Here is an 11,677-nt window from a genome sequence, read left to right on the forward strand (position 1 = left end):
GAAGGCGAAACCCAAAATCAGACGGAAACACGGGCGGATGAACCACCTCGCATCGGGTACACGACCGCTTGCGTGGTTCTCGTGTGAAACGCGCTCAGACGTTCACGTCTTCGATTTCTTCGTTCACGATGAACCGACCCTGCGGCGTGAGCGCGGTCGGCAACTCTTCGTCTTCGATGAGACCCTCTCCGTGGAGTTCTTCTAACTCCGCATCGAGGACTGCCTCTTCGACGCCGAGGAGTTCGCTGAAATCGACTTCTGCGGCCATCTCCCCAGCGGAGTAGAGACCGACGAGGACTTCGAGACCCTGTTCTGTGACCTCGATGTTGCGAACCTCCGATTTGATCCAGTGGTAGACGAGACGGAGGTAGCGTCCGAGGATGTTCATCTTCCGGCGTGAGTCGAGCGTTATCTCTGAGGTAACGGTCTGTCCCTGCTTGACGTGTTGTACAGAGAGGACGAGTCGCTTTTCGTCGTCGATGGTCCGTTCGAGCACCTCGAAGAAGATGACACTCGCCAAGTCGATGTGGAACGGTTCGCCGTTTTCGGTGAGCGGGCCGCCGTCGTCGGGGAACGTCACCGCCTCGTAGTCGAGGTGGAGACCGGACGGTCGTCGCGGCGTGTCGAGGACACGGCCACCGATGCGAGCCGGATGTGTGACCTGCGTCCGAGAACCGTTGAGTGCCGCGCGGAACAACAACAGCGAGAACTTCTCGATGGTCTCGCGGTCGCCACCGATGACGGTCGTCCGGCGCTGTCGTCCGGTGATGTAGCCGACCATCACCGTGTAATCGAAGAACTCCTCGACTTCCGGTGGGACCTGCCCCACCGCGATGTCGAAGATAGACGAGATAGAGATGTTCGTCTTTCCCTTCGCCGTGGCGAGGATGAGCCGCCGTTGGCTCATCAAGACGCGCCCTTTGACCGGGTCGAAAGACGCGTTTCCGCCGGCAACGAAGTTAGCGACGAAATCGACGACAATCGATTCGTTGTCTCCGATTTTCTTTATCCGCTTTTGCTCCGAGCGCTCGCGTTCTCTTTGTTCGCGGTCGTCGTCCGGTTCGGATTTCTTCCGGCGGTACGCTTGGAGAAGGTCACTTTCTGCAACGTCACCCCCCTCCGGCGCGCGAGACCGGGCCTCTTCGGGGCTCTGTTCACCTGCCTGTTCACGTGTCGAATCTTGGGTCTGTGTTCCGTCTTCCGTCATATACTGATCAGCGCTCCTGCGAGCGACGAGGTAGCGACTGCCATCAGAGAGCCAACCCAGACGAGCATCACGAAGTGGAGGTATGCGTTCGCTTTGTGACCTCCGTCTACCATCCGGATCATCAGCGATGACAACAGCGCGTTGAACAGAATAATAAGTGTTAGCATGTACTCGATGAAGGGAACGTCGTAGACGCCTGCGTAGATGAGCGTCCCGAACTGAAGGCTGTCGAGGTTCATCTCCGTCGAGAACGACGCGAGGATTTCGACGACTTCGAGTCCGATAAAGAACGCGAACGACGCCGAGGCCGTGATGCCGTAGAGGACCCCGATGAGCGTCACGGTTGACTGCTTGCGCTGTCGGCGGAGTTTAATAATCTCGTTCATGTTCCGGCTGATAAGCTCCCCGAGGAGCTTCGGTTTCCCACCCATCGACCGTCCGACGTTGTACATCTCGGAGAACTTCTGAATGAGATACGAGTTCGTCTCGGCAGTAAAGAAGAACCACGACCGGTCGGGGTCCAGACGCATCCGAAGGCGGGTGTGAAGCCGACCGATTTCGCGGGACAGGACGCCGAAGTCTTTCGTCTTCAGCGTCGCAAGCACGGCAGTCGTCGTGCTCTGTTTTGCCGTCTCGGAGGCACCGAGCGCACGAATGAAGCCGGGGTATTCCTCGTCGCGGTCGCCAATGCGTTTCTCGTGGCGACGAGCCACGATTCCGGGGACCGCAAGCGGCGTCAGCGGGGTGGAGATGAGAAGCGGAACCGGCAGGTCGAGCATAATCGGGCGGACGACTTCGCCGACGACGGTCAGGTTGAACGTCCCCAGCGCTAACACGAGAATCATGACGATGGAGAGTCCGACAGCGCCGTACAGCGTGATGTCTATCTGCCGGTCGGCCTTCGTCCGGTATTCGCGCTGGTGGAACCACAGCGGGTCGTACGGCGACATCGTCCGGATGACGAAGTAAAAGCCCAGTTGGACGAAGACGAAGAGCACGATGACCGCTCCGATAGTCATCGTCGCGTCGGTCCCCGTCAGAATCGGAAGGACGATGGCGTTGATGATGGCGAACGTCATCGACAGAATCATCGAGAGGTAGAGGTCTTTCATGACCTCTAGGTTCCCGAGTGCGCTCTCGTAGACGGTGATGTACTTCTGAATCATCGCGTTCTGCTCGCCGAGCAGGAAGTCGTCGATGCTCTGCCCGGCGTTGATGGAGTACGCGAGGCGGTCGAGGAAGTCAGCGAGAGGTTTCGATGGTACTTCGCGCGCGCGACGTTGACAGGCGTCGTCGAGCGATTGGTTCCACGCATCGACGAGTTGGACGATTCTGTTCATCTCCGTCGCCAACTCGCCGTATTCATCTTCGCGTGCGAGGGTCCGGAACACGGCGACGCGGTCGATATTCGTCGTGGAGAGGACCGTCATGTGCGTAATCAGCAGGTGTATCTGGTTCTCGAGGCTCCGTTTCGTCTGTTCGACGAGCAACCGTGGGTAGAGCACGGCACCGCCGAGGAGCAGTGCCCCGAGGAGGAACACGGGAATCCGCACGAGTAGGGGGAACGGAAGCGCAATCGCGCCGGCCAGACAGAGGATGAAGAACACGATGGCGGGGCCGAGAACGAAGAGGAGATACCGCGGTAGCTCCATCGGCATCTTCTCGTAGGACTCGATGACTTCGCTAATGAAGTCCCGAATTTGAACCCCTTGTATCGTCGTGTTCGCTTCCTCTGTCATTTGGTTATACCCGTGCCATGTCGAACGGCAGTCCTTCGACGCCGTCGCGCTGGTAATCTTCGATGAGTTCGTTCACTTCGTGGTAGCCGAGGACGTTCTCCTGAATCGCCCGCCGAACGAGTTCGGCGCGGAATTTGATGTCGTCGTAAATCTTCCGCGTGTCGTCGTACCCCAGAAGGGTAGCGACTTTCTGCTCCATGATGAACGAGTTGTTCATTCCCTGGAAGACGATCTCGTCGTTGACTGGGTCCCAGTAGAACGCCTCACGAGTGACGACGCCGCCCATCTCCTTCGAGTAGCCTTCGATTTCCTGCACACTCGTCACCCGGCGCAGGATGTCGTTTCCACGACGAACGCGGTTCTGGAACAGCGCGATGTCGCAGTTGTCCATGAACGTCTCGGGGACGTTGATGGGGTCACCGGTGAAACGCTGAATCATCGAAACGATGTCGGATGCGTGGAACGTGAGCATGACCGGGTGACCCGTCTGGGCCGCCTGGAACGCCATCCGGCCCTCTTCACCACGAACCTCCCCGACGATGATGTAGTCGGGACGAGAACGAAGCGCGGCCGCCACGAGGTCGAACATGTCCACCTCGGAGTCGGAACCACGACCCTCACGCGTGAGGAGTTGTTGCCACGTGTCGTGCGGCGGCAACACTTCGGCCGTGTCCTCTGCGGTGTATATCTTCGAATCCTGCGGGATAAACGAGAGAATCGCGTTGAGCGTCGTCGTCTTCCCGGATGCCGTCTCGCCGACGACGAAGATCGTCCGCTCGTTTTCCAGCGCAATCCAGAGGTACGCCGCCAACTCCGGCGAGAGCGTTCCCCACTTCGTAATCTGGAAGATCGAAAGCGGAACGTCGTCACCCTGACGAATCGTCAGTGACGAGCCTTTGAGCGACACGTCGTCGGAGTAGATGATGTTGATACGCGAGCCATCGGGGAGCGTCGAGTCCACGATGGGGTGTGCGTCGGAGACGGGGTCGCCGATACGCTCACCCATGTTACGAAGCCAGTTGTCGAACTGCTCTTCGTCGTCGAATTCGACGCTCGTCTCTAACAGGCCGAACGTTCCGTGATCGACGTCAACCTGCCGCGGCCCGATAACGTGAATGTCCTCGTTCTCGGGGTCGCGCATGATGGGTTCGAGCGGGCCGAGTCCGACGATGTCACGGGTGAGTCGGTACTGAATCTTGTCGTAGGTCTCCTGTGGGACCTCGATACCGGCGACATCGAGTCGCTTCGCAACGGACCCAAGCGGGCCGCGGTCGTTACCTGTGATATGAACGATTTCGCTGAGGAGTTCTTCGATGCGCTCTTCGTAGTCGGCGCTTTCCTCGGGTGCTGGCTTCGAGACACTGCGTTCGAGCAGTTTGTCTTTCACCCGGCTGAACACCTCCAGTTCTTCGTCGTCCATCTCCGGTTCGATGGTGTAGTACTTCGTCGTCTCGCCGAAGTTGCCGTATATCTGGCAGAACACGGGACCGCCGAGCGGATAGATGATGTTGGGTCGCCGTGACTCGTAATCACCCGGCTCATCGACGAGCATCGGGAACTCACCCGTAATCTGTCGGAACCGCTTGAGGTGTTCACGGAGGTGTGGCCACTGCATTGCGAGGCGCTTGAGGTCGTCCGACAGTTTGGCAGAGCCGTGTTCGGTCGCCATCTATGCCACACTCCTCGACTCGATAACGAGTCCGATGCCGGAACGGACCGAGAAACCGACACGGTCTCCGACCTGTTGGCCCATCCCCGCAAAGCGTTTGACGAAGATGTTCCGTCGAACGTCGTTTCCGACCTCGACCATCTCCAGTTCGAAGTACACGTCAGCAATCGACCGGAACGGACCGATAGAACCCTCGTCAACCGACGATGGGTCTACAGTGATGATGATGGTCTTTCCTTTCGTCGTCAACTCGCGGAAGAACGAGATGATTTCGAGCGCCGCTTGCCGTTCGTCGTTTTGCCGGACCAGCGCTTCGAACTGCGGGTCGTTACGCAGGATGGCGTCGAACGTATCGATGATGATGACGTCCGCATCCCACAGGGTTTCTGCGTCCATCAGGCGACGGAGGAGCTGTTTTCGCTCTTTTTGGCTACTACTACCTCCGGAAAGCGCCCCACTACTGTCGATTTCGGCCTGTAAGAACAGGATTTGTTCGTCTAAGAGGGGCTTGACGATGTCGTACGACAGCGAATGCATCTGGTCGAGGAATCCGCGGACGCCCAACTCTGTCGAGACGAGCGTAACCACCGTTTCCTCCTCACAAAAGCCGTAGCTGAATCGCTGCGATAGCACGCTCTTTCCGGCTCCGTAGTCCCCTTCGATGAGGACGATGGCACCCTTCGGGATGCCACCACCGAGTTCCTTTTCGAGACGGTCGTGCCCCGATAGTCCGAGAGAGAATTGACTGCTCATGGTACGTGGAATTCGAACACCTCTTCGTCACCGTCAACGACGATCTTCATCCGGTAGTCGCCCGAACTGAGCTGGATTCCAGTCACGTCGATTCTGACGACGTTGCTCGGACGCCACTCGGTGCCGTCAACGACGGTTACCGAAACACTGCTTTGATACTTTGCGCCGACGATGATGTCGAAGCCATCGCTCGTTGCGGGAAGCGACCGGAGGCCGGTGTTTTTGACGTACACGGAGAGGTTGTCGTTGGTGTCGTCGTACACACCACCTTGCGGATCGCTTATCACTTCGATATCTGTTCTGATTTCTGTACTCACGTCTCCGCCGCGGTCGTCAACCGAACTGCTGATTCCGGTGACGGTGTCGATGAGAACACCGGACACACCGGCGGCGACCACGATACTTGCGATGAACAAGATGAGACTCGGAATCGAAATGTCCGCCATCTAGCTCACCACCTCAGTCGCGGCGACACCGGTTCCAGTGACGACCTTTACACGTGGTGGCTCGGAACTGACGCCGACGACGATCGAGAGATTCTGGCCGGCGTACCACAGGTCCGTCGTGGTGTCGCCCTCGACGCTCGAATTCGCATCCGGAACCGTAACGTGCGCGTTGTCAACCAGCAGCGTCGTCTCGTCAACAGAGAGCGTCTCGGCACCCGTGTTCGTCACGTTCACCGTGAGGTTCGACGTCCCCGTGTCGTACGTCGCGTTCGTGATGCTGATGTCGGTGTTCATGCGTTCGAGCGCGCGCTCCGAGTTGGCGTCTCGGGCTTCGAGCACGTTCTCGGTCGCGTTAGACGTCGCTGTGTAAAGCGTCCCCGTTGCGATGAGGACGCCGAGGAAGATGATGGCAGTTGAGCCGCTAACACCGAATCCCATCGGGGTTCCCTCCGTAGGCGACCAACTCTTGGAACAGTTGTCCCTTCGGAACGTCTTCGGCGAGACGACTGACGTATGCGAGGCTCGTTTGGTGGTCGTCGATGCGGAACTCGTGGTCGTCTACGTCGTCTATCGCCGCCGAAATCTGTCCAACGTGCGCGTTCAGTTCGCTCTCGACGGTGCGCGAAATCCAGTCCTGCTCCCGGTACTGGCGGAGTGCGCGTGATGCGCCGAGCGCGCCACCAACGGAGACGAGATGCTCGACCCATTCGAGGACGAGCACTTCCGAGACGTAGTTCGCGGGCAGATGCGTGAGATACGCATCCGACGCCGGTTCGCCGGTCGAATCGGCTTCAGCTGGCGGCTCGGGGTCGTCGGCCGCGTCTTCGGCTTCGTCCGCCAACTCTTCTTTCGCCATCGCCGCGGACGCGTACTCGGCTTCGAGTTCGTCGAGCGTCTTCCGAACGTTCTCCGGTTCGTCCTCCGCTTCTTCGAGGTCGTCGGCTTCGTCTTCGACATCGCCGAGGCCGAACGCTTCGTCTGGCTCGTCTTCTGTTTCCTCTTCGACGTCCGTCTCGGTTTCGCCGAGGTCGTCGGGGTCGTCAAGGAGTTCGTCCGCGTTGTCGGCTTCGACATCGCCGAGTTCCTCGGTCGCATCGAGGTCCTCGACGACATCCGCCGCCGCGTCGTCGGGTTCGAGTTCGTCTTCTTCGTCTTCGTCTTCCCAACCACCTTCGTCTTCGTACTCCTCTTTGAGGTCGTCGAAGCTCGAACCGCCGCCACCGGAGTCGTCGGTATCGTCTACGTCGTCCAGCGCGTCAGCTGGACTCTCTCGTTCGGCTTCGGCGAGTTCGTCTTCAGCGGCGAGTTCGGCTTCTTCTGCGCCTTCCTCGGCTTCGAGTTCGCCGAAGTCGTCGTCGAAGAACGACTCCGCCTCGGCGTTTGCCACTTCGGGGTCGAGATGCTCTTCGTCTTCGGCTTCCGCCTCGAAGAGACCGAACGAACCGCCGCCGTCGATACCACCCATCTCGCGGGCGTCATCGACGAACGGGTTGATACCGCGGGTAACCATCTCATAGATGTCGAGGAGCTTCCGAATCGTGTCGTCAAGCTCTTCGACGGTTTCTCCGATTTGTTTGTTCTCTTCGCGGACGGTGTTCATCCCCGACGAGATGGCGCTTACTTCGTTCTCGAGCTCGCCGATGCGATCTTCAAGCTCTGCGAGTTCCTCGCTGTTGTCGTCGTCGAATCCGCCGAAATCATCGTCGAATCCGTCGTCGAGGTCGTCGCCGAAGTCACCAAACTCGTCGGAGAGATCGTCGATACCCTCCTCGAATCCAAGTCCATCATCTGATGACATATGTTATCTTTCAGTGTCCGTTTCGTTCCCGGCGTCGGCCGTATCTGAGCCGTCTATTAGTACTATCATGCCCGGTGTGAGCACCTCCGTACTGCTCGCGGGGTGACCTGTTCGTGCGACTGCCTGTCACCCGTCCGAGCGTCAGACGGGCCGGGGTGGGCTGACGGGCTCGGGGGAGCAGGTAACATTAGTGCAAGGTACGTAAGTCGATACAAGAAAGTTCCCGTCCCGTTATCAGAGAAGATATTCGAAAAGTGCGGAATTTTCGATAACCCTGCATGTAATAAAAGTCAGACAACGGCGTAGCGGCGGTAAGAAGAATTATCCGGCGCCAGCACCGATGGTCGTCCGACAGTCAACACTCGCGTCAATCAAATCATGACAGAACTAGTCAAGACCGGTGTCGAAGGGCTCGATTCCATCCTGAATGGCGGTATCGTAAAGAACGCCGCGGTACTCATCAGTGGCAACCCCGGGACGGGGAAGAGTATTCTCGGGTTGCAATACCTCTACAACGGCGTCGATCAGTTCGACGAAGGAGGGTTGTACCTCACCTTCGAAGAGACAGAAGACGACATTCGTCAGGCGGCGGAGTCTATCGGCTTCGACCGCTGGCACGAGTACGTGGAGTCTGGCCAGATCAAAGTCTACGACAAGCGGACGCTCCTCCGAGACGGCGACTTCTCCACGACGCTCGACCGTATCCTCGGCGACCTACAGGATACGAACTACGACCGACTCGTCTTGGACTCGCTTACGATGTTCCAACTTTTCTTCGACGAGGAGAAAGAACAGCGTCAGTACCTCCTGAAGTTCATCGATATTCTGAAAGACAGCGGCCTCACGTCGCTGTTGACGACCGAACAGTCGGCTATCTTCCCCGAGACCGACATCGGTCTAGAGAACTTCCTGACCGACGGGAACATCTATCTCATCCAGAGTCCTGCGGGCGCGACGAGCAACCGATACGTCTGGGTTGCGAAGATGCGGAAACAGAGTATCAAGAACTCGATGTTCCCGCTGGAAATCGCCCACGGTGGTATCAAGATATACGAACAGGCCGCCGGCTTCTCGATGGTCGGCGAGTCGCCGCCGTGGTTCGGCGAAGAAACAGAGTAGCGTCCACACTCTTTTATTCGGTTCTGGTCGTTCACGGCGTCGCCGCGGAGCGTAAGCGACACTCGTCGGTACCGGAGAACACGGACCGTCAGAGCCGAGCCACTGCCGTCGTTTTGTTACAGACTTGACGGACGCATCGTCTCCGTACTGACCACCCGAAGTACCGCCAGGATAGTGCAACCGCTCTGCGGGTGAGTGCTATAAAATGAAATGAGAGTCGCTGAACAGTCCCGTTACAGTTCGACCGGCTCGCCCTGCGTCTTGCCAGCGAGCTGCTGCGGCATCGTCAGCATTACCTGCGTCGTGCCACCAGTACGGGAAGTGATTTCGAGGGTGACCTTTTCGCCAGTCGAGAGACCGCCGGTGAGGTCACCGGACGGGTTCTCGATGTCGGAGGTGTTGATGCGGACCTCGTAGCGGTCGTTCATGCTGTTGAGAACGCCGAAGGAGCCGTCGTCGTCAGTAACCTTCGAGAGGTTGAAGTTCGTTTTGTTGGCGTACGTGAGGCTCTTTGAGCTGTTCGTCAGCGTCTGGACCTGCGTATCGCTGAGGTACTTGATCGAGGTCTCGTTCATATCGACGCTGCTGGAACCTGCGGCGAGGCGGACGGTCATCGTAATGTTGTCGATGTCGTTTTCACCGCCGACCGTACCGTGGGTGTTCAGCACTTCGACGCGGTTCGTGACCTTGTTCACGCTCTCTTGACCGGCGTCTTCAGCAGTCGCCTGGAGGAATCCAGCGGTGTTCACGAGAACACCCGCCGCAATCGCTGCGACGAGGACCATCGCGATGAAGACGATGAGCGTACCGATACCAACCTGACCGCGGTCTTCGCTGTTGAATTTATCGAACATTTGAATCACTTTACAGGGCAACCGGGTTGTTGTCCGACTTGCCAGCGAGCTGCTGCGGCATCGTCAGGATAACTTGCGTCGAACCACCGGAGCGGCTCGTGATGTCGAGCTTGACGGTATCGCCAGTCGTGATACCCTTGGCGTTATCTTCGACGACAGAGGTGTTGATGACGATCTCGTAGCGGTCTGCCTGGTTGTTCAGAACGGGGAACGAGGTGTCGCCACCGTCTTCGAGCTTGTGCGCGGTGAATTCAGTGGAGTTGAGTCCAGTGTCTCCACCAGTGCCACTCTCCCACTTGTTCACGCTTCCGAGGTCTGCGCCCGCAGCATCCGTCGTGGCGTTGTCGTAGACGAGGTTCTGCGCAGTCTCACCGCTCAGGTACTTGATGCTCGTATCTTCGAGCGAAACACTCCCGGAGCCGGCTGCGAGACGCACAGTGAGGTTGATGCTATCGACTGCCAGCTCACCACCGGTATCGTTGACGATACCGTGAGTGGAGACGACGTCGAGACGGTTCGTAACCTTGTTTACACTTTCTTGTCCGGCGTCTTGTGCGGTCGCCTGCAGGAAGCCTGCAGTATTGACCAAGACACCAGCCGCGATTGCGGCGACCAAAACCATCGCAATGAAGACGATAAGGGTCCCGATACCGACCTGACCCCGGTCTTCTTTGATGTTGTTGAACATGGGTTGTCGTAGGTGTGGTCCCACGCTCGGCGAGAGCGGGAACCGTCATTCTTCATCTTGAGTAGGTGGTACATAACGGTACGGCCCTCAATATCAAGACTGATATTGGTGGCCGGTACGTCCATATGCAACAATCCTTCGTGCGCTCACGCGTGGGTGGCAGAAGCTAATCGTTTCAGAAAACGTAAGAAAAGGATACGGAGTCGGGCCAGCTCAGTCCTGCGTAATCTTCCGCCAGACGTCGTCGAGCTTGTTTTTCACTTCTGGCCGCTCTGTCACGCTCACGGTGTAATCGTCACCCTCGAACCGAACGACGATCTCGTCAACCTCACGACGGTAGACGTTCGTCCGCCGATGTTCGTCCGAGAGTACCCGGTCGTGAAGTTCGAGAAGTCCCGCCGCCGTCAATTCTTCAATTCTGCGATAACAGGTCGCAATGGGTATATCTAACATCTCGCTGAACTCCTGTGCCGAGTGAGGTTCGTCCGCGGCACGGAGGATATCAGGGTTGTACTCGTTTCCCAGTGCGGAAAGGGTCCTGTCAGACTCCATAGATGGAAATTCATCGGTTCGCGCGGCTTGTCAATGTGTTGGTTATATATTTGGCACATTCTCAGTCATAGTAGTGAGTTCGGGCGCCGAGTCGTATCGGCGGCGATGGGATTATATGTTGCCCCACCGAGCATCCGGCGATGGACGAGGCCGACGACGAGCGTCCAAAGAGCCACCCGCGAGAGCAGGGGGTGGTCGGGACAGAGGACCTCGATATAAGTCACGATAAGAACGTAGCCGAGATTGACTCCGGCCGGTTCGTTATCTCGACGGACAACGACGAAACGCCGAACCCGAGCGAGGAGGCACTGAATGAGCGTTCGACGAGCGCCGAACCGGAACAACAGTCCACGGCGAGTGCCGACTCGACCGAGTCGGACGCGAAGCCCAAACTCGTCCTTCCGGAAGACCCGAGAAAGCGCGCTATCGTCGCGCGCCGACTGCTCGCCGAACGCGTCGGCGCGATTCAGTCGGACCACGCGTTGGTCACGACCGCGCTCGTCGATGGGTCGGTCGAACAACACGAGACGGTCTCGAACGACGTGACCGACGTGTTTCACTCGCTGTTAGAGTGGTACGCGGACGCCGTCGGAAGCGACGACACGCCCTCGGACGAGGTGCTCGGGATTTTACTGCTCGCGTCCGAAGTCCGCGTGACGTACCCCGGTCGAGCGATTAAGGCGCTCGCCGCCGCTCACGGACTGGACCGGGACGATTCGATTGGAAACCTCTTCGATGCCGTCGAGGCGTCGGGGGCGTCGTTCCCACCGCGACGCCAAAAATAGGTTTATAATATGGTGTTATTGGCTTCCTAACACACCGTACGCCCGGAATTTGATTTTTGTGTCGCGT

The 11,677-nt window shown here is 58.2% G+C and carries 11 protein-coding genes and 1 pseudogene; 2 read left to right on the forward strand and 10 right to left on the reverse strand.

Translation table 11 applies throughout. The annotated features are described in order from the left end of the window. Positions 1-94 precede the first annotated feature (94 nt). The 7 genes and pseudogenes from C440_RS13425 to C440_RS13455 form a co-directional block, all read right to left on the reverse strand. Entirely contained in the window at positions 95-1,207 is a 1,113-nt protein-coding gene (locus C440_RS13425; RefSeq protein WP_008321100.1) for a CheF family chemotaxis protein, read from the reverse strand. Beyond that, the gene (gene flaJ, locus C440_RS13430) at positions 1,204-2,946 is read right to left on the reverse strand and encodes an archaellar assembly protein FlaJ (RefSeq protein WP_008321101.1); all 1,743 of its coding nucleotides are present in this window, start codon (positions 2,944-2,946) and stop codon (positions 1,204-1,206) included. Before flaJ ends, C440_RS13425 begins: the two co-directional genes overlap by 4 nt. Positions 2,947-2,950: 4 nt before the next feature. Next, positions 2,951-4,615 (reverse strand): type II/IV secretion system ATPase subunit, encoded by a 1,665-nt coding sequence (locus tag C440_RS13435; RefSeq protein ID WP_008321102.1) that lies wholly within the window; start codon positions 4,613-4,615, stop codon positions 2,951-2,953. Beyond that, positions 4,616-5,368: an ATPase domain-containing protein gene (locus tag C440_RS13440; RefSeq protein WP_004572450.1), complete on the reverse strand. Its 753-nt coding sequence runs from the start codon at positions 5,366-5,368 to the stop codon at positions 4,616-4,618. Further along, entirely contained in the window at positions 5,365-5,814 is a 450-nt protein-coding gene (locus C440_RS13445) for a fla cluster protein flaG (protein ID WP_008321103.1), read from the reverse strand. Before C440_RS13445 ends, C440_RS13440 begins: the two co-directional genes overlap by 4 nt. Continuing rightward, positions 5,815-6,252 (reverse strand): fla cluster protein flaF, encoded by a 438-nt coding sequence (locus C440_RS13450; RefSeq protein ID WP_008321104.1) that lies wholly within the window; start codon positions 6,250-6,252, stop codon positions 5,815-5,817. Next, positions 6,236-7,696: pseudogene (locus C440_RS13455) on the reverse strand (flagella accessory protein C). The gene C440_RS13450 and the pseudogene C440_RS13455 overlap by 17 nt, the downstream one beginning before the upstream one ends. A gap of 294 nt (positions 7,697-7,990) precedes the next feature. On the opposite strand from C440_RS13455, the gene C440_RS13460 reads away from it, so the two are divergent. After that, positions 7,991-8,731, forward strand: a complete 741-nt coding sequence (locus tag C440_RS13460; RefSeq protein WP_008321106.1) for an RAD55 family ATPase — start codon at positions 7,991-7,993, stop codon at positions 8,729-8,731. A gap of 233 nt (positions 8,732-8,964) precedes the next feature. Here C440_RS13460 and C440_RS13465 read toward each other — a convergent pair whose 3' ends face one another. From C440_RS13465 to C440_RS13475, 3 genes are all read right to left on the reverse strand, one after another. Continuing rightward, on the reverse strand, positions 8,965-9,585 hold the full coding sequence (locus C440_RS13465) for an archaellin/type IV pilin N-terminal domain-containing protein (protein WP_049915865.1): 621 nt from the start codon (positions 9,583-9,585) through the stop codon (positions 8,965-8,967). Between the two features lie 10 nt (positions 9,586-9,595). Beyond that, entirely contained in the window at positions 9,596-10,273 is a 678-nt protein-coding gene (locus C440_RS13470) for an archaellin/type IV pilin N-terminal domain-containing protein (protein ID WP_008321108.1), read from the reverse strand. A gap of 213 nt (positions 10,274-10,486) precedes the next feature. After that, positions 10,487-10,825, reverse strand: coding sequence for an ArsR/SmtB family transcription factor (locus C440_RS13475; protein ID WP_004043733.1), 339 nt, complete (start codon positions 10,823-10,825; stop codon positions 10,487-10,489). 140 nt (positions 10,826-10,965) lie between these two features. Here C440_RS13475 and C440_RS13480 point away from each other — a divergent pair, with 140 nt between their 5' ends. Beyond that, the gene (locus C440_RS13480; RefSeq protein WP_008321110.1) at positions 10,966-11,610 is read left to right on the forward strand and encodes a DUF7500 family protein; all 645 of its coding nucleotides are present in this window, start codon (positions 10,966-10,968) and stop codon (positions 11,608-11,610) included. Positions 11,611-11,677: the final 67 nt, after the last annotated feature.

It is taken from the genome of Haloferax mucosum ATCC BAA-1512 (genome assembly GCF_000337815.1).
Taxonomy (GTDB): Archaea; Halobacteriota; Halobacteria; order Halobacteriales; family Haloferacaceae; genus Haloferax; species Haloferax mucosum.

Coding starts and splice junctions, on each gene's coding strand:
- C440_RS13425 (WP_008321100.1), bottom strand. CDS start 1,207: ATGACGGAAGACGGAACACAGACCCAAGATTCGACACGTGAACAGGCA.
- flaJ (WP_008321101.1), bottom strand. CDS start 2,946: ATGACAGAGGAAGCGAACACGACGATACAAGGGGTTCAAATTCGGGAC.
- C440_RS13435 (WP_008321102.1), bottom strand. CDS start 4,615: ATGGCGACCGAACACGGCTCTGCCAAACTGTCGGACGACCTCAAGCGC.
- C440_RS13440 (WP_004572450.1), bottom strand. CDS start 5,368: ATGAGCAGTCAATTCTCTCTCGGACTATCGGGGCACGACCGTCTCGAA.
- C440_RS13445 (WP_008321103.1), bottom strand. CDS start 5,814: ATGGCGGACATTTCGATTCCGAGTCTCATCTTGTTCATCGCAAGTATC.
- C440_RS13450 (WP_008321104.1), bottom strand. CDS start 6,252: ATGGGATTCGGTGTTAGCGGCTCAACTGCCATCATCTTCCTCGGCGTC.
- C440_RS13460 (WP_008321106.1), top strand. CDS start 7,991: ATGACAGAACTAGTCAAGACCGGTGTCGAAGGGCTCGATTCCATCCTG.
- C440_RS13465 (WP_049915865.1), bottom strand. CDS start 9,585: ATGTTCGATAAATTCAACAGCGAAGACCGCGGTCAGGTTGGTATCGGT.
- C440_RS13470 (WP_008321108.1), bottom strand. CDS start 10,273: ATGTTCAACAACATCAAAGAAGACCGGGGTCAGGTCGGTATCGGGACC.
- C440_RS13475 (WP_004043733.1), bottom strand. CDS start 10,825: ATGGAGTCTGACAGGACCCTTTCCGCACTGGGAAACGAGTACAACCCT.
- C440_RS13480 (WP_008321110.1), top strand. CDS start 10,966: ATGGACGAGGCCGACGACGAGCGTCCAAAGAGCCACCCGCGAGAGCAG.